Source organism: Bartonella sp. AP72JLCBS (assembly GCF_042195705.1).
GTDB lineage: Bacteria > Pseudomonadota > Alphaproteobacteria > Rhizobiales > Rhizobiaceae > Bartonella.
Window position 1 is genome coordinate 1 of the sequence record NZ_JBHIOU010000017.1, and the last position, 18,693, is coordinate 18,693.

Below are 18,693 nucleotides of genomic sequence, written 5' to 3' on the forward strand. Positions count from 1 at the left end.
CTTTTTTTAAAGAAACATGTCTTAAGGCACCCAATCCCATTTCACGACGGCGCCCATGAATGGTATAACGATAAAGCTATTGAGCACCTCCATCTTTACGCTTATGGAGAAGCAAGCCAGCACCATCATTATATTTGCCAGCCCCCAATGTTGCGACAGATCTTGCGTTAAGACGGTTCATAAGAGCCATTTTTTAGTCCTTTCTTGTATAAATTTTACCCACACACCAGCCCCGCTTTTGACGTGCAAGCAAGTGATATGAATTGATTCAATCTGAGAGGGCTTAGAATAAGAAAATCTTACTATATTCAGTCCTTTCATTCAATATGCAAAACAGTGAATTATCATTATAAATCAATGTGTTGCCGAAGCTATGAGAGATGGTTTTGTAAAAGAGCCTGCTGTTGCTACACGTAAAGATTTTCAACCTCAAAATTATACATCTGAACAATTAGAACATATCAAATTACAAGATGCAATTCATGCCCATGAAAACGTGAAAGCAGATTTAATTGTCTATGCAAAAGATTATAACAAAAAGTTCGTTAAGCCTTTTATTTTAGTTGTCGCTCAAGATACAAATCATGCACAGAAATTGCGTGATTTATTGGAATCAGATGATTTTTTTGCAGGAGCTTATAAGGGAAAAGTTATAGAGATTCATACAAAACAGTCGAATATAGAAGAAGATCAAAATATTCAAAAGCTGATTGCAATTGAAGATTCTCATGACTCAACAGAAATTGTTATTCACGTTAATAAATTAAAGGAGGGGTGGGATGTTACGAATCTCTATACTATTGTACCGTTGCGTGCATCGGCTTCAGAAATTTTAACAGAGCAAACAATTGGGCGTGGATTGCGTTTGCCTTATGGGTATAGAACAGGCGTGGAAGCTATTGATCGTTTAACAATTATTGCGCATGATCGTTTTCAAGATATTATTGATCGTGCAAACGATCCAAACTCAATTATAAAAAAGCATATTGAGATTGGAACAGGAGGGAATATCCCCTTTGAAAAGACCGATATAGTGACAGTTCCAAGTCAAGTAGAAGCTTTATTGATGCAAACGATGGTAATACGTAATTCCGATATAAATGGAGCATCTTCTGATTTACAAGGTATCATATTACGTCATACAGATTCCCCTACATTAACACCTGAAGAGCAAGATATTGCAGCGATCGCGTGGGATCTTATCAAAGAGAATGATAAATTGCCAAGTTCTCAAATGCTTTGTTCTGCACAGATACAAGAAAAAATTGCTAATAAAGTTATGAATATTAAGCCTTCATCACAAAAGTCTCTTGTATCAAAAGTGGTGACAATTCTGACAAAACAATTAACAGAACTGATAATAGATATTCCAAATATTATACTCATACCTTCGCGTGATGTTACTTATGGTTTTTATGACTTTGATTTAAAAAATCTAGAAAGCTTAAATTTTCAACCTGTTAGTAAAGAACTTTTAATTCGAGAATTGCGTACCCATAAAAGCATTTTTCTCACATCTAAGAATGAATATGTCAAAGAGCCTTATCTTGAAAACTACATCATTCGTGGTTTGATTGATAATGACTTTGTCGATTATGATAACCATACGCTCTTATTACGAAAATTAGCTAGTCAGATAGTAGAACATTTCCGATCTTATTTACCCAATGATACAGCTGTTGAGAACGTATTAATTCACTATCAGCACAAGCTTACTAGTTTTATTGTTGCGCAATTAAGAGAACATCAATGGGAAACGCAAAAAGATTATGCGGTTAAAGTTACACGAGGTTTTACAACTTTACAACCTATCCATTATGTGTTGCCGCAAGGGACGTCTCCTCTTGACTTTCGTAATATTCCTGCCATTAAAAGCGATATTAAAAAACTTGTATTCAGCGGCTTTAGAAAATGCTGCTATCCTTTACAAAAGTTTGATTCAGTAGAAGGGGAATTACGATTTGCTCAAATATTAGAGGATGATGCACAAGTCTTGAAATGGATGAAACCCGCTCGAGGTTTTTTCAAGATAGAATATGATAAAGGATCAATCTATGAACCAGACTTTGTTGTAGAAACGAAGGATGCCAAATATCTTTGTGAGCCTAAAAAAGCCTCTGAAATGCAAAATCCTATTGTTTTAAAAAAGAGAGAAGCTGCAGTTCAATGGTGTTGTCATGCAACGCGCTATGCGGCGACTTATGGCGATAAAAAATGGTATTATGTTCTTATTCCCCATGATGCTATTAAAGCAAATAGTAGTTTTGAAGGTTTGTGTGCAGAGTTTACCATTTCAGAATCTATACTTGAGAGCTTATAACTTTTTGCTTCAAAAATAAAACACATAAGTTTTTTAATTGACGGGTGTGAGGTTTAATCAAATGTTTGAATAATTATTTTTAACTTTTTTCTAACGACGTTAAAATAAAAAGAAAAATGTATAGAAAAGTTATACAAGATTATGCTTTTGTATGGGGATTTGTAGCACATTTACACTTTTTTATAAAAGTACAATCTTATTTTCGTTATGTGAAAAGATCTTTGAGTTATAGTCATAAATTAAAAAAAATATTTTAATTTTATTGAGTAATTTGATAAATGTTCTTTTTTTAAAAAACTTAAACAGTTTATTGTTCTTTCATTTAAAACGCCTGAATATAATGAAATACCCAGAGGATAAAAGGGGGAGTTTTTCATATGACTTTAAATTTAACAAACACTGTTTTTAATTTTTTAAAGAAAAACCCGACAAAAAAGTTTACAGCTCGAGAAATTGCTCAATGGATATTTGAAAATTACCCAGAAAAATGCCGTCAAAAACAAAAGAATTCAACGGCAATAATCACTCTCCTTAATAGTGATGCAGCTCTTATTCAGCAAATTGTTGCTGAAATAGGGGCAAAACGCCCTCAGTTACAAAAGCGTTATTCAGAAATTAAAACCACTGAAGGACGACCGCGACAATATTATTTTACTGAACAAACAGATAGTGCTGAAATTGATGCAATAGAGGACAATGCAAAGAGTAGAACAGAAGATGGCTCTGTTAAAGAGCATGATCTTTATCCATTATTATCTAAATTTTTATGGTCAGAGCTTGCAGTTTATAGCAAACGCATTAATGAGAAATGTTCTCGTAATAAACATGGTGCAGGCGGAAATAAATGGCTTTATCCAGATCTCGTAGGGATGCAAGATTTAAGCAAGGAATGGAATCGTGAAATCAAAGACTGTGTTTTGCAATATTTTGATAAAAAGACAAAGCTTTGGTCTTTTGAAGTAAAAATTCTCATCAATCGTTCAAATTTACGAAAAGCATTTTTTCAAACAGTTAGTAATTCTTCATGGGCTAATTTGAGTTATTTAGTTGCTAGTGAAATTGAAGGAGTTGATACATTAAAAGAGCTTCGGATGCTTTCAAGTTTGCATGGAATTGGATTTATAAGACTTAATAAGGAAAACTCTTCCGAGAGTGAGATCTTAATTCCTGCCAAAGAACGTAGTGATATTGATTGGGATACTGCTAATAGATTAGTGGAGGAAAACAAAGATTTTCTTGATTATATTAAGCTCATTCGTCAATTTTATCAAACTGGTGAGATGCGTCCTCTAGATTGGGATCATATGTATCTATGAGGGGTATTTTTAAAAAGACTCTATTGTTTAAAAGTCTTTTTTCAGAATGATGAAAAATTACTCTAACTATTTTATTTGTCTTATTATATTGGTATAATATGTTGATTTACTAATGATAATCAGTCTTTAAACTTAAATGAGGGGAATGAATATCCTAGTATTCAATCCTTTCAAACCATCTCATATTGATATTGTATCAATTAAAATTTTTCTCACGTACCTCATGAGTAGGGTTGAGTAGGGGAAGAGTAAAAATTCTGTTTTAAGCCTGTTCTATTTTGTGCATTGAGCGTGATTCTATTAGATACTAGACTTAATGATTATAATTTATTATAAATTTGCTATTATAGAGGGTGAAATTCGACTTTTTTGCTTTGTTTACATCAAGCATAGAAAATATTACTTCCTCATATTGAAGTCTTCTTACGGAGAATTTACACTACTATTTCTTTAATTTCCATTGCTGTTCGTTTTGATGATTACTAAGCTTTTTGTTATCCGAAGTAAACAGTCAAAAAAACATTAATTTTATAAAATATTCACATAGTTTACTCAATTTCTTGAAATAGATTTAAAAAATAAATTTCTCTCACACCTTATGGTAAAGGAAGTGTGTACTGTCGCAGTCTGCCACAATACTCTCTTTATTTTTCAATAATACCGCACGCTAAACGTGCACCACCTCCGCCAAGCGGTAATGGTTTATCTGATTGATTATCAGCCCCTAAATGAATGACTAAAGAGCGCCCTTTAATTTCAGAGATTTTTTTTAATCGTGGAGCAAGAACGCTCATTATGGCATATCCCTGCTTATCAACATAAAGTGCTGGTAAATCACCAAGATGACCATTGACATTATAAGGTCCTAAATGTTTTCCGGTATGTTCCGGATCATAATGTCCACCTGCGCTTCCACCAATTATGCCATCTTTTGTATCACATGAAGGATTTACATGTACATGAAAACCATGCATTCCTTCTGATAAAGTAGATAAATTAGGGATGAAAATCAAACCGTATGTGGTTTCTTCAATTTTAATGCTACCAATAGCCTTTTTGGAATTGTTATATTCTAATTTATAAATATTTACTTGTTTTGATAGTGCTAATGCAGAATTTTTATGAATTAAAAATGCCATAAAAAACAATAATGATAATAATATTTTTTTCATAAAATACCTTTATACTTATATTTTAATATATTGTTGTCTATAAATAACAATCTATATTAATGATATATTATATAAATGTCTTAAATTTAACTTTAAGAAAAATAATTTACATAGAAATATTCTGTTATTAGAAAGAGCAAATAAATTAAAGTGTGTTTATATATATTTCTGAACATAACTTTTATTTTTTGATCTATAAAAAATACAGCTTTTATGGATGGATAATTATATCTCACTTACATTTCTTCAAGAGATGCTTTTAAAAAATCTACTTTTTGAGGTATAATAAGAAATTAAATAAGGAATTTTAGTAAGTTAGCTATTATTTCATTTATAATATGATGATCGTTTCATCAAAAAAAGAACATATAATTTGTTGATGATTTAATTGTTTTTCATAGAAAAAATGACGAGAAATTTCTATTCATTATGAAATTTATAAGAGAAAAAATTATTATGATTCATATAAATTTCCCAATAAAATACAGCATATACCGACACTCCCTCCCATTCCTGATCCTATCAGTGCTCCTATTATTATTCCGGAAGAAAGTGCTACTCCTATACCCATTGCGATAACTGGACCAAATCCTGGAAGAGCAATATAACCATAAGCTGCAAGAGTTGCCGCGATAGCTCCTGATATGCTACCATTTAAACCGCCAATGAAAGAAAATTCTTTAATAGAATGGCAGTACTTTTTTAATTTTTTTTTCTTACAGCTGTGAAAAGAAACGTTGCTGTAAGTTTTTAAATCAATCATATTCTTTTCTTTCATTTTGAATGCTAACTGTTCCTGAATAGTCAACGGATACGAAAAAATGGGACTTTTTAAATTTTACTAAAGCACGCCAGATACCATTGTCATCTAAGCGCAATCGTTTAATATTCTCAAAACCATTTTGCATAAGACAATTTTTAACTTGTGAAGCAGTAAATGAGTTCTGACCTATTTTAGTGACCTTTTGAGTAGAGCTATAGGTAAAGGTTTGACAATAAGGAAGGTGAAAAACTTCACTTATTGAAGTCGTGACTATCAACGAGACACATGCAATCATTATAAAAAAAGTACTTAATTTCAAAAAATTATTTAGTGTCATCTTGTTACCATTTGTTGAAACAACACTTCATTAACCTCTGTGTTACTAACAGGTTCCAAAGATGATTTTATTTTTAATATTATACTTAACAATAAAAATTTTTGAAAATATATTGATTAAATAAAACTGTTTTTATTTATTTTCTTATTAAAATTAATTTAATGAAATAAATTTTTCAAAACGGTATTATTTTTCATTTTATTTATAGTTCTAAATTTAACAGCTATGATTTAGCAAGATATCTTTATAATTTAATTTGTAGTCTATAATTCAGTTTTCTCTTATTTCATATCAACATACTAAATAATATAATAATTTTTAATAAAAAATAATTTACAGTTATATTAATTAAACATTTTATTATTATAAATAAATCAATAAATATAATTAATTATTTTAATATAATTTGTTACTTCTTAGAAAGAACAAAAACATTTTTTACATCAGTAATAGATATGATTCAAAATACAATTTATTATTTTTTATCTTACGTTATTATTCATTATTGCTTAGTAGAGCTGTTTTGATGATTTTGTTGGAAATATTTGCATAATTTCCTTGAATCCATAACCAGGATACATTCCTTCGCGCATAAATAAATTACGTAATGGTGGGAAACTATGCAACAAACCAAGCCCAATGCTTCGTATGATATGAACAGGCAACATATGAGAAAGTAGAGCAGAGTTCAGTGTATGAACAGCTCCACTTCGGATTAATATATCTGGTTTGCGGCATTTGTTATAATGTGCAACAATCATTTCAGAGTTAGAATTGGATATTTTATTGGGTAAAATATCAATTAAAGTTTGGACATCACGGAATCCTAAATTCAATCCCTGTGCCCCAATAGGGGGAAAAACATGAGCGGCTTCACCCACTAAAATTGTTCGATTAGCAGCAAAATGATGAGAAAGAAGTCCGAAAAGCGGCCATGCTTGAATTGATGTTTCTAAGCTTAGCTTTCCAAGCATTGATTGCATTTGGTTTTCGATCATTTTTGCAATTGTTTTTGGTTCTATATTTAATAATTCCTCAGCGCGGGAAGGATGAACAACCCATACAAGACTAGATCTTCGTCCTGGTAGTGGAACCTGTGTAAATGGACCGTGTTCTGTATGAAATTCAGTTGATGTATTTTGATGAGAAAACTCATGAGAAAAGTTGAGAACAAGTGCTTTTTGGGGATAATTCCACTGTTTGACACTTATCCCTGCTGCGGCACGTGTAAGAGAGTGACGTCCATCAGCTGCAACAACAAGTGGTGCTTGAATAATTCTATGATCAGCAAGAATAATGCATACATGGTTTTTTGTGTGATGAACAGATTTGGCTGCAGAAACAAATCTTGTAATATTGGGCGTATGTGTAACAGCGTCGACTAAAGCACTGTTCAATTTTACATTAGGTATATTATAGCCAAAAGCTTTTTCGCCAATTTCAGTAGAAGAAAAATGCACCGTAGGAGCATGCACAATTCTAGAAGTTATATCTATAATTCTCATGGACGATAAAGCAGCTGCATGTTTTTGAAGATTATCCCAAATATTGAGTTTTTGAAGCATGCGTATTGCAGGCATCATAAGAGCCGTTGTCCGTAACTCATCTGTATGAGCAGGGGGCCCAACAAGAAAAACAGAAAGCCCCTTCTGTGCAAGACTCAGCGCGGCTAACATTCCGACAGGACCTGCACCAATAACAGCAATATCTTTATGCTCTTCCTTTTCAAATATCACAACGATTTGAACCTTTATTCATTGAGAAAATATTTTAACATTTCCAAATGATCTCTCTCTTTTTATTATATGAAGCTCTTCTATTATTATAGTATGTAATAAATAATGCGATATAAAAAAGTAACCTTTTTATGATTTTTTTAAATGCTGAGTTATATCATCGTTAAAAAATGGCGTATTGATAGATGGTTGAAGACTTTAAAAACGAGGATAAGAAAACCTTGAAACGTAAATTAACAAAGAAAATCAAAACAAATGCTAAATTATTACGCCATAAAAAAGTAACAATGCCACAAGCAAAGGCCTTTTCCGTTCATTTACTAACAGCTTCGGGATCATTTTTAGCGTTTCTTTCTCTTATATCAGCCTCTCAAAAAGAATGGACAGCTATGTTCTGTTGGCTTGGGTTTGCTCTTCTCGTTGATGGTATAGATGGACCAATTGCACGCAAACTTGATGTTAAGTACGTTCTTCCAACATGGTCTGGAGAGCTGTTAGATAATATTATTGATTACGTGACTTATGTCTTAATTCCTGCCTTTGCACTCTATCAAAGTGGTTTCATGGGGGTAGGGTTATCATTTTCATTGAGTGCAATTATTGTTATTTCATCTGCTATTTATTATGCAGATACTAGTATGAAAACCAAAGAAAACTTTTTTAAAGGATTTCCTGTTGTTTGGAATATGATGATTTTTACGCTTTTTGTCGTCAGACCAGGAGAGTGGATTACTTTTATCATTATTGTTTTATCGGCGATTATATCTTTTTTGCCAATTTATTTTATTCATCCAGTAAGAGTCCTTCGTTTACGTAGAATTAATTTTCCCATTTTTCTCTTATGGTGTTTTTTTGGTGTTTCTGCCTTCTTTTATCAACTAGAGGCTCCCTATTGGGTTAAAATAGGAATTTCGGTAACAGGAATTTATATATATTGTATTGGCGCAATCATGCAAATATTTCCTAAACTTGGGGCAAAAAGTATAAAAAAACAATGAAATAATTGTTTTAAGAAGGGTGTGAGATGCAAATTAATTTTGGAGCAGATGATGATATTTCTTTTACGAAAGAAGGGCGTGCTGGTATTATAAAGCTCACACGTCCTTCAGCATTAAACGCTCTTAATCAACGAATGGTTTCAGCTTTAAAAAAAGCTCTCAGAACATGGGAAACAGATGATAATGTTTCTTGTGTCTTAATTGAAGGGGAAGGGCGTGCTTTTTGTGCTGGTGGAGATGTTGTAGAAATCTATCATATGGGGAAAAGTGCTGCTGCTTGTCAATACTTTAGAAATGAATATAGTTTAAATGCTTATATCAAACATTTTTCAAAGCCCTACATTTCTTTCTTAAACGGTATTTGGATGGGAGGAGGGGTAGGTATTTCTCTCTATGGCTCGCATCGAATTGTTACAGAAAATACAGTTTTTGCTATGCCAGAAGGTGCGATTGGATTTTTCCCAGATGTAGGTGCAAGTTTTTTCTTACCATCTCTTCCCAATCATTTTGGTATCTATCTTGCATTAACGGGCGCACGTATAAAGTGGGGAGATTGCTTAAATTTAGGATTAGCAACACACGCCGTTGCTGAAACTGAATTCGATATGATTAGAAAAGCTGTTATTGAGCAAGGAGATCCTACTTTAGCTTTAAACGAGCGAACAATTACAAAAGACTATGAAACAAGTCATGAAATACGTTGTATTATTAACACTTGTTTTAGTGCCCATACCTTAGAAGAATGTCTCGAGTTGCTACATAAAAAAAGCAATGAAGATGTTTTATTTGCTAAAGAATGTTATGATATTTTGCAGTCACGTTCTCCGACAAGTTTAAAAGTTATCTGGAAACAAATGAAACAAAATTCATCTCAAATGTTGGAAGATTGTATGAAAATTGAAAACCGCATAGCGTATCATATGATTCATTCACATGATTTTTATGAAGGTATACGTGCTATGTTAATCGATAAGGATAAAAGACCTCAATGGCAACCAGATAAACTTTCAAATGTGACAGATGAAATGGTAGATTCTTACTTCCAACCTGTTGAACAAGAGTTATTATTGTGAAAAATAATTCTCACAAACAGATTTCAAAAATCAATTTAATCTATAACTGTTACTTACGGTTTTTGGCATTTATTTGCTTAGTTCTAGGTATTTGTTATTGGATACGCCTTGTTGGGGTTTTTCCAGGTATTCTATGGCGTTTTGATCTTATGCCTTGGCAGTGGCAATTTGCATCAGCTATATTGGCTATTCTCTATCCTATTGCCTTAGTTGGACTTTGGATGTATTCACTATGGGGTATCATTGTGTGGTGTATTGCAGCGTTGATTGAAGCAATAACAATATATTATTCCGATTTTATTTATCAGCCATTTGTACCATTATTTCATGGAATATTGTTTTTAGCTTTTATAGTACTACAAATTGTAATTATTTTTTTTAAAAGAGTAAAAAATAAAAAAACATTGTGATTAAAATTTTCGAGCCAGAATAACAGGCTCAATTTTCGATCTTAGTTAACTTAAGTAGCTCATTTTAAAGCTTCGTTCCTCAAAACGCTGATGCTAGCTATACTTTTCCATAAAGTTCCATAATATATATTATGCGATAATATGATGCAGAAGATAAATCCTTTATCCAAAAAGAAAACCCTACTTTAAAACATCATCATAATATTTATATCATACAATTTACTTTTAAAATAAACTTTGGTCTTTAAGGTATATTCCTTAAAGACCAAAAATAGTGATAACGAAATTACGTATAATAAAATAAGGAAAATTATTGCATTATTTTACAACGTTTCATACGTGCAAGATCACTCAAAACAGCATTACGGTTATTTAAAGCTGAAATTTCATTACTTTCACTGGATTTAGTATCCATAAAAAACAAAGCAGGTACAAATACAACACTTGCCGCTGCTAAAGCCACGTTTTTATTTCTTGCTTTAGAACGCTCTGCAATTGTATCATTAATCTGACGTTTATTAGCAAAAAACTCCCGTTGAATATCGGCACAACTCATTGATCCATCATGTAATGTTGTCGTTGCAATATTTTTTTCTAAACGCCCCCCACATGCTGTCAAGGAAACCGCTAAAACCACAATACATACACCCCGCTTAAAATTCTTATACATAAAAGCCTCACTTTTAACACAAAATGTTTTTAATGAGATTCAAATAGAGCAAAAGTAAGATTAAAATTTTAACAAATATACTATCAACAAAAATATATTTCGTTAATAAGTTCACGCATCTGTTTAAAAAGTAAGACCTTGATATGCAGGTTTTACATAGGATGGGACGTAATTTACGACCACATTGTAATTATGTGTGAGTAGAGCTTCAATGATGAGAACATCCAAATCCATTAATTTCGATTTGGTCTTTAAGGTATATTCCTTAAAGACCAAAAAATGAAATTACATATGATAAATAAGAAAAATTACTGTACTATTTTACAACGTTTCATACGTGCAAGATCACTCAAAACAGCATTACGATTATTTAAAGCCGAAATTTCATTGCTTTCACTGGATTTAGGATCCATAAAAAATAGAGCAGGTAAAAATACAACACCTGCCGCTGCTAAAGCTACATTTTTATTTCTTGCTGTAGAACGCTCTCTAATTGTATCATTAATCTGTCGTTTATTAGCAAAAAACTCCCGTTGAATATCGGTGCAACTCATTGATCCATCATGTAATGTTGTCGTTGCAATATTTTTTTCTAAACGCCCCCCACATGCTGTCAAGGAAACTGCTAAAACGGCAATACATACACCCCGCTTAAAATTCTTATACATAAAAACCTCATTTTAAACATAAAAAAGTAACATTTATGTCAAAAATAAAACAAAATAAAGGATAATCTTCAAAAAACTTTATTTAACGTAAAATATTGTATGAATAAGCTTATGCAGTTGTTTCGAAAGTAAGACCTTGATATGCAGGTTTTACATAGGATGGAACGTAATTTATAACCTTATTGTAATCCAGCGATCTGTCCATATGTGTGAGTATTGCTTGTTTCGGCTTTAAATATTCTATCCACTGTAATGCTTGATCAACAGAAAAATGACTCGGATGGGATTTAAATTGAAGAGCTTCAATGATGAGAACATCCAAATCCATTAATTTGGATAAAGTTTTTTCAGGAAATTCACTAACATCCGTACAATAGGCAACATTCCCAATCCGAAAACCTAAGGAATGAATGTTTCCGTGGTGTTGTAAATGTGTATTGACGCTTATTTCTCCGCCCTGCCCCTGAATAATAAATTGGCTATCTTCATTGATAAGATGCTCTTTTAAAATGGGAGAATAAGATGAATCTTTTGGAGTTTGAAAACAATATCCGAAAGCACTTTTGAGATGCTCTAGTGTAAATCTGTCGGCATAGATATCTATTAAACATTTTTGTGCAAGTGCATAGCTGCGTAAATCATCAATACCGTGGATATGGTCTGCATGAGAATGCGTGTAAAGAGCAGCATCAAGATGGCTTACACGCGCATCGATCATTTGTGAGCGAAAATCTGGACCTGTATCAATAACGATCGTTGTTTTGCCTCCTGAAGGTTTAATACGTTCAACTAATAAAGAACTTCTGTAGCGTTTATTTTTAGGGTTATTCGGATCACATGTTCCCCAATCACCATTAGGTCTTGGCACTCCTGGAGAAGGACCACAACCTAATATTGTAAATCGGTATTGATCACACATATCTTTTGCCTTATTTCATTTTGCTAAATAAACGAAAAGCATTACGCGTTGTTATTTGAGCTGTTTCTTCAATGCTTAAGCCAATTGTTTCAGCCAAAACAGCTGCTGTATAACATACAAAAGATGGTTCATTTGTTTTGCCCCGATGGGGACTAGGTGCTAAAAATGGAGCATCTGTTTCCACTAACAAATGCTCATGGGGCACAATTTTTGCTATTTCACGGATTTCAAGTGCGTTTTTAAAAGTAAGAATACCCGAAAAAGAAATATAACCACCAAGTTCAATTCCAGCACGAGCAAGTTGCATTCCAGACGAATAACAATGGAGGATAAAGGGAAAAGCTCCTTCTTTTGTCTGTTCACGTAATATTTTCTCCATATCGATATCGGCATTGCGTGAATGTATAACAAGAGGAATCTGTGTTTCTCGAGAAGCAATGATATGTTCTTGAAAAACTTTCTTTTGCTCTTCTGGTGTAGAGTAATCATAATGATAATCAAGGCCCCCTTCCCCAAAAGCAACAATTTTAGGGTGATTCGAAAGCTGTATAAGCTCTTCCGCTGTAATATTTTGTTCTTCATGCGCGTGATTGGGGTGTGTTCCAACGGAACAAAAGACTTGATCATAGCTTTGCGCAATGGCTAACAGTTTATCTAACTTATGAACATGGGTTGAAATTGTTATCATACGTTTAACGTCAGCATCTAAAGCCCGTTGGATAACATTATCCAAATCTTGTGAAAAGTCTTCAAAATCAAGATGACAATGTGTATCAATCAACATGATGAGTATCTTCTTTCTTCAAGATATAACGAGGAAAAATTGGTTCTGGTGGTGGAAGATCAAGCCCTTCTTGAATTTTTGAATGACTTATATGATACAATAACCGATCATCTTCAGCAACCGCAAGGCTATCAAGAAGTTTCGCTGCTGATTGGGGTATGAAAGGCAAAAGCATAATTCCTATTCTCCGCAAGATTTCTACAGTTATATAAAGAACTGTAGAAAATCGTTCTCGATCGTTTTTACGTAAACTCCAAGGTTGTTCGTTGGCAAAATAGCGATTGGCATCTGCTACAATTGAAAAAATAGCTGAAAGTGCTAAATGCATACTATAAGAAGACATAGCTTGGTGTACAGTTTCAAGTACTTGAAGAGATTGTTCTAAAAGCTGTTTATCTTGAGCTAAAAATGAAGCTGGTTTCGGGACTTGTGCATTACAATTTTTGGCAATCATAGACAAACAGCGCTGTGCTAAATTACCAAGATCGTTAGCAAGATCAGCATTAATACGGTTCACAAGGCTTTCATGACTATAACTACCATCTTGTCCGAATGGCACTTCACGGAGAAGGAAATAACGGACCTGATCAAGACCATAATGATCAACCATTTCAAAAGGATCAACGACATTTCCAATAGATTTTGACATTTTTGCACCACGATTAAGTAAAAAACCATGTGCAAAAATATTTTTAGGCAATTCAATTCCAGCAGACATTAAAAATGCCGGCCAATAGACTGCATGAAAACGAATAATATCCTTACCAATAATATGCGTATTTGCAGGCCAAAAATCACGTTTTTTTGAATTTTCATTGAAAAAACCTATTGCTGATAGATAATTTGTAAGCGCATCAACCCAGACATACATCACGTGCTTTGGATTCTCAGGAACAGCAATTCCCCAGTTAAAACTTGCGCGTGAAATAGAGATATCTTTTAAACCTGATTTGATAAAACTTATAATTTCATTACGCCGCTCAAATGGAGCAATAAAATCAGGATGTTTTTCATAATATTCAAGAAGAGCCTTTTCATAATGAGAAAGTCTAAAAAAATAACTTTCTTCTTCATTCCATTCAACTGGAGAGCCTAATTCTTTCTCACGACGGATGTTGTCTGCTCCAATTTCCGTATCTTTTTCTTCATAATAGGCTTCTTGGCGAACCGAATACCACCCCGTATAACGACCGAGATAAATATCGCCATTTGCTTCCATCTTTTTCCAAATTTCTTGACAAGCTTGATAATGGCGTTCTTCTGTCGTACGGATAAAATCATCGTTAGAACAATTTAATACTGCAAGCATTTTTTGAAACACCGCACTATTACGATCTGCAAGTTGCTGAGGTGTCATGCCTAATGCAGCTGCGGTTTGTTGCATCTTGAGACCATGCTCATCTGTACCAGAAAGAAAAAATACATTTTTTCCATTTAACCGTTGAAAGCGGGCTAAAACATCGCTTGCAATGGCACTATAAGCATGTCCAATATGTGGAGCACCATTAGGATAAAAAATGGGAGTTGTTATGTAATATGTGTCACGCATGTCATACTCGTTGTAAAACGCTATAAATAGAAGATATAATGACATAACGCTTGTTCATCGCATTGTCACGGAAAAACTAATTCTCATGAATGATCTTATGAACTTTAAAAAGTAAGTTAATAACAAACTGCTTTTTATCGAGATTAAACAGTTGTATTTCCTCTATTTCTTGATGAATCTCCTGCCATTTTTCCGCATATTTTTTTGAGAGAAATAAGTCTCCCTTTTCAACGAGCATGATAGCTTTTTTTTGAATTTTATTAAGAATTTCATCACAAAATTGTTGAAATTGGAATGTAGAAGAAGCAGATGAAAATGTTTGTGCAAGAGTATGTACAATTGTTGCTTTACAAACAGGTTTCTCTAGGAGAGCATCAATTGTTTTAATAACTTCAAGACCGCCATGGCAAATAAGTAAAGCGGCTTTTCGAGGACTTCCTTTAGATTTTTTAATAATCATTTCAATTGTTTTTTCATCAGGTAAATCCTGATCGGCGAAAATATGTATAATAACTTTTTTCATTTCATCGTTATTCAACGGACGAAAAGAAATTTTTTGACACCGTGAATGGATTGTTGGAAGCAATTTTCCTGAAGAATGTGCGATAATAACAAATAACGTTTTTGTAGGTGGTTCTTCAAGTATTTTGAGAATTGCATTTGCTGCATTTCTATTCATATCATCTGCAGAATCAATAATAACAATACGCCATCCATTATCTTGCGATGTTCGACTTAAAAAATGCATAATATCACGGATATCATCAACGAGTATTCCTGTTTTAAACTTTTGTGTTTTCACATCAAATCGACGTGAAATATACAAAAGACCAGGGTGACTTCCTTGTGTAATTTGGCGCCATGGGGTAGAATAAGGATCGGGTTTCAAGAAAGAACTCTGTTGAAAACTTAAAATGTTCCAAGCAAGATGAAAGGCTAATGTAGCCTTTCCAATCCCGTATTCTCCTTCAAATAATAATGCATGATGCAAACGCTCTTCTTTAAGCATTTGTGTCAAAAAATGACGCACATCCTCATGACCAAAGATAACATTGTTCTGGGATGGTGATAAAATTGTATCAATATCATCATATTGGCGTAAGGTATTTAAATTACTCATGAAAGCTGATCCAACAATACCTGATGACAAATATTTTTTATTTGATGAGCAATAGCTTCCACTGAGCCAGTGGCATCAATGACTCGAAATCTATGGGGTTCTTGTTTGGCCAATTGAAGAAAAGCCTGACGTCTTTGTTCTTGAATTTCCAACTGATCTTTTTCAAAATAATCAATTTCTTCTGTTTTTTTTCTTCGTAAATTTGCACGCTTCATACCACACATTGCTGGCATATCTAATAAAAATGTTAAATGAGGCAAAATACCATTGAGCGCAATACACTCTAAAACAGAAAGAAGAGAAGAACTGACTCTATTATTGAGTCCTTGATAAACGCGTGTAGAATCAATAAAGCGGTCACATAAAACGATTTTACCTTTTTGCAAAGAAGGTGCAATAACTTCATGAAAATGGTCAGCGCGTGCAGCTGTAAACAAAACAGCTTCAATCAACGGTCCATACTGTTGCGCCTGCCCCGACAACAAAATATGCCGGATTGCTTCTGCTCCTGGCGTTCCTCCTGGTTCTCGTGTTGTAACAACATCATAACCTTGGTGAGAGAGAGACTCAGCAAGTAAAGAAATCTGCACCGTTTTTCCTACCCCCTCCCCTCCTTCGAATGTAATAAAATAACCTGACACGTATGACCTTAACCTTATTAGCGCGTAACTACAAATATTTCCGTAACCATCCAATTGTTATTTCATAGAATGCATTTTTTACTTTTGCAAAGAAACTTCCTTCCTGAATATTCATTCCGGCAAAAACTAGTTTTTCCAGAAGAACCTTTTTATCTTCTAAAATTTGAATAACACCAACTGATTGCCCAGAAACGATGGGGGCTTTCAATGGACCATGATATTTAATTTTTGCTTTAACATTTACTTTTTTTTCATTCGAAAGCATAAAACTTATTGGTGTTTTAACAATGAGTGGAACAAAATTTTTCTTACCACCGTAAACAGAAGCACGACCAACCGTTTCTTCTTTTGTGAAAATTGTTTTGAGATCAAATGCCGTCATCCCCCATTGAAGAATGCGTTCTATTTCTTTTGTATATTTTTTACCATCTTGCAAACCATTGATTGCTAAAAAAAGCCGTCGATGATTTTTAGAAATGGTGGCAACCATTGAAAAACCTTCTTTTTCACTGTAGCCAAAACCAAATCCTTCTACACCAATTTCCTTAGAAATAAGAGGATTTTTATTACGTTGAAAAATATTATTCCATGTAAAATGAGGCTCACAATAAAGTGCATAATAATCCGGATATTCCTGAACAATATGACGTGCTAATATAATCATATCACGCACAGTTACAAATTGTCCCTCTTCGGGTAGCCCTGTAGCATTAACAAAATGACTCTGAGATAATCCGATTATTTTTGCGCGCTGATTCATCAGTTTTACAAAATGATCTTCATGTCCTGATATTCCTTCAGCAAGAATAATAGCAGCATCATTTCCATTCACAATAATTAAACCACGTAAAAGATCAGAAACACTGATTTCTGTCTTTATCTTTGCAAACATAGTGGTTGTACCGGAAGGTGCTCCACCTTTGCGCCAAGCATTTTCACTGACCTTGAATTTCTGCGTACTTTTTAATAATCCTTTTTTTAATTGATGAAATACAACTTCTGCTGTCATCAATTTTACTAATGAAGCAGGAAAAAAAGGAATATCACTTTGTTTTTCATAAAGTATTGTCTCTGTATCATCATCGAGTAATAACAGTTGTGATGCGGGAGTTTGAAAATCTTGTGCTCTCCCCCACGTATCAAATGCCAATACTCCCCATAATATCAATAAGATCCTTAATGCTGTATACATAGCTGCTCCTCCCATCCCAAAGATCAACATAAAGAATCTTATATAGGAAAAAACTTTTTTATTTCCGCAAATTAAGGAATTATTGACAACTCAAGAAAAGATTTTATTTTTATTCAGCGTTAACAAAAGTAATATGCTGCACTTTTTATCTTCCACGTAGATTCATTTTAATCTTTTAAAGTGTGAGAGACAAAAAGATTTTTTTATTTATTGTTTTATATTGATAGTACATTGATTTTTTATGATAAATTATAATATTTTAACGTGGATCTGATTAAAAATACTGTAAGATTTTTTCGTTATATTTCCTCTCATATTTAATTCAATACAATCGCTTACTTACGCGTCATAAGTAGGGTTCGTATATGGATAAAGTTATTAAAAAAGAGAGTAAAAATACTTCTTATAAACCTCTCAAGTGTTAAGAATTATCGCATAAAACATTGGGGATTTGCAAAGTGTATGATGGTGTCGATTTATATCTTCATAAGTATAAAGATGCTGATGTCTAAAGGCGTTAACAGTTATACCATTCACGGGCGGCGCCGTGAAATGGGATTGAGTGCCTTGAGAGATGTCTCTTTAAAACAAGCCCGTGAATTGGCAACTGGGTGGCGCTCTGTTTTATGTGAGGGGCGTGACCCTATTAAAGAACGTGAAAAACAAAAGCGTGAAGCAATAAGCAATCTTCATTATTTAAAAGATATTGCTTTAGAGGCTTTTGAAAGTCGGAAAGCTGAATTAAAAAGGGATGGGAAAGATGGACATTGGTTTTTACCTCTACGCCTTCATATTCTTCCCAAATTAGGCTGTCTGCCCGTTTCTGAGATTACCCAAACAGAGATACGCAATACCCTTGCTCCTATTTGGCATACAAAAGCTGGAGTTGCTTATAGAGCTCTTAATCGTCTTAATCTTTGTCTCAAACATGCGGCTGCATTAGGTTTGGATGTTGATTTACAAGCAACGGAAAAAGCACGCTCTCTCTTAGGCAAACAACGTCATAAGGTTATTAATAGACCAGC

At 33.4% G+C, this 18,693-nt stretch carries 16 protein-coding genes and 4 pseudogenes; 6 read left to right on the forward strand and 14 right to left on the reverse strand.

Going from position 1 to position 18,693, the window contains the following annotated elements:
* A pseudogene (locus ACFILO_RS08160) lies at positions 1-190 on the reverse strand (integrase); the annotation flags it as partial.
* A 171-nt stretch (positions 191-361) separates the two neighbouring features.
* Between ACFILO_RS08160 and ACFILO_RS08165 the strand changes: the two are divergent.
* A pseudogene (locus tag ACFILO_RS08165) lies at positions 362-2,320 on the forward strand (DEAD/DEAH box helicase); the annotation flags it as partial.
* 377 nt (positions 2,321-2,697) lie between these two features.
* Positions 2,698-3,636 (forward strand): COG2958 family protein, encoded by a 939-nt coding sequence (locus tag ACFILO_RS08170; RefSeq protein WP_375632235.1) that lies wholly within the window; start codon positions 2,698-2,700, stop codon positions 3,634-3,636.
* A gap of 644 nt (positions 3,637-4,280) precedes the next feature.
* Here the strand turns inward: ACFILO_RS08170 and sodC are convergent.
* From sodC to ACFILO_RS08190, 4 genes are all read right to left on the reverse strand, one after another.
* Positions 4,281-4,808: a superoxide dismutase [Cu-Zn] SodC gene (gene sodC / locus ACFILO_RS08175; RefSeq protein WP_375632234.1), complete on the reverse strand. Its 528-nt coding sequence runs from the start codon at positions 4,806-4,808 to the stop codon at positions 4,281-4,283.
* Between the two features lie 454 nt (positions 4,809-5,262).
* Complete coding sequence (locus ACFILO_RS08180) at positions 5,263-5,586, reverse strand: hypothetical protein (protein ID WP_375628109.1); 324 nt, start codon at positions 5,584-5,586, stop codon at positions 5,263-5,265.
* On the reverse strand, positions 5,564-5,908 hold the full coding sequence (locus tag ACFILO_RS08185; protein WP_375611907.1) for a hypothetical protein: 345 nt from the start codon (positions 5,906-5,908) through the stop codon (positions 5,564-5,566). The genes ACFILO_RS08180 and ACFILO_RS08185 overlap by 23 nt, the downstream gene beginning before the upstream one ends.
* Before the next feature lie 509 nt (positions 5,909-6,417).
* The gene (locus tag ACFILO_RS08190; protein ID WP_375652610.1) at positions 6,418-7,644 is read right to left on the reverse strand and encodes a UbiH/UbiF family hydroxylase; all 1,227 of its coding nucleotides are present in this window, start codon (positions 7,642-7,644) and stop codon (positions 6,418-6,420) included.
* Between the two features lie 185 nt (positions 7,645-7,829).
* Between ACFILO_RS08190 and pcsA the strand changes: the two genes are divergently transcribed.
* The 3 genes from pcsA to ACFILO_RS08205 are packed head-to-tail and all read left to right on the forward strand — an operon-like array spanning position 7,830 to position 10,125.
* Entirely contained in the window at positions 7,830-8,642 is an 813-nt protein-coding gene (gene pcsA, locus ACFILO_RS08195; protein ID WP_375652613.1) for a phosphatidylcholine synthase, read from the forward strand.
* 26 nt (positions 8,643-8,668) lie between these two features.
* Positions 8,669-9,715, forward strand: a complete 1,047-nt coding sequence (locus tag ACFILO_RS08200; RefSeq protein ID WP_375613430.1) for an enoyl-CoA hydratase/isomerase family protein — start codon at positions 8,669-8,671, stop codon at positions 9,713-9,715.
* Complete coding sequence (locus tag ACFILO_RS08205) at positions 9,712-10,125, forward strand: DUF6163 family protein (protein ID WP_375613429.1); 414 nt, start codon at positions 9,712-9,714, stop codon at positions 10,123-10,125. The genes ACFILO_RS08200 and ACFILO_RS08205 overlap by 4 nt, the downstream gene beginning before the upstream one ends.
* Positions 10,126-10,435: 310 nt before the next feature.
* Here the strand turns inward: ACFILO_RS08205 and ACFILO_RS08210 are convergent, their stop codons facing one another.
* The 9 genes and pseudogenes from ACFILO_RS08210 to ACFILO_RS08250 form a co-directional block, all read right to left on the reverse strand.
* Positions 10,436-10,795, reverse strand: coding sequence for a hypothetical protein (locus ACFILO_RS08210; RefSeq protein ID WP_375613428.1), 360 nt, complete (start codon positions 10,793-10,795; stop codon positions 10,436-10,438).
* Positions 10,796-10,918: 123 nt separating this feature from the next.
* Positions 10,919-11,047, reverse strand: a pseudogene (locus ACFILO_RS08215) (MBL fold metallo-hydrolase); the annotation flags it as partial.
* A gap of 56 nt (positions 11,048-11,103) precedes the next feature.
* Positions 11,104-11,463, reverse strand: a complete 360-nt coding sequence (locus ACFILO_RS08220; protein WP_375606871.1) for a hypothetical protein — start codon at positions 11,461-11,463, stop codon at positions 11,104-11,106.
* Between the two features lie 109 nt (positions 11,464-11,572).
* Positions 11,573-12,382 carry an MBL fold metallo-hydrolase gene (locus ACFILO_RS08225; RefSeq protein WP_375632228.1) on the reverse strand — a complete coding sequence of 270 codons (810 nt, stop codon included), beginning with the start codon at positions 12,380-12,382 and terminating at the stop codon, positions 11,573-11,575.
* A 10-nt stretch (positions 12,383-12,392) separates the two neighbouring features.
* Positions 12,393-13,166: a TatD family hydrolase gene (locus ACFILO_RS08230; protein ID WP_375652615.1), complete on the reverse strand. Its 774-nt coding sequence runs from the start codon at positions 13,164-13,166 to the stop codon at positions 12,393-12,395.
* On the reverse strand, positions 13,156-14,715 hold the full coding sequence (metG, locus tag ACFILO_RS08235) for a methionine--tRNA ligase (protein WP_375629838.1): 1,560 nt from the start codon (positions 14,713-14,715) through the stop codon (positions 13,156-13,158). Before metG ends, ACFILO_RS08230 begins: the two co-directional genes overlap by 11 nt.
* A 76-nt stretch (positions 14,716-14,791) precedes the next feature.
* Positions 14,792-15,835, reverse strand: coding sequence for a DNA polymerase III subunit delta' (locus tag ACFILO_RS08240; RefSeq protein ID WP_375678108.1), 1,044 nt, complete (start codon positions 15,833-15,835; stop codon positions 14,792-14,794).
* Entirely contained in the window at positions 15,832-16,476 is a 645-nt protein-coding gene (gene tmk / locus ACFILO_RS08245) for a dTMP kinase (protein WP_375632225.1), read from the reverse strand. Before tmk ends, ACFILO_RS08240 begins: the two co-directional genes overlap by 4 nt.
* A gap of 28 nt (positions 16,477-16,504) precedes the next feature.
* Complete coding sequence (locus ACFILO_RS08250; protein WP_375632224.1) at positions 16,505-17,668, reverse strand: D-alanyl-D-alanine carboxypeptidase family protein; 1,164 nt, start codon at positions 17,666-17,668, stop codon at positions 16,505-16,507.
* Positions 17,669-18,111: 443 nt separating this feature from the next.
* Here ACFILO_RS08250 and ACFILO_RS08255 point away from each other — a divergent pair.
* Positions 18,112-18,693: pseudogene (locus tag ACFILO_RS08255) on the forward strand (integrase arm-type DNA-binding domain-containing protein); the annotation flags it as partial.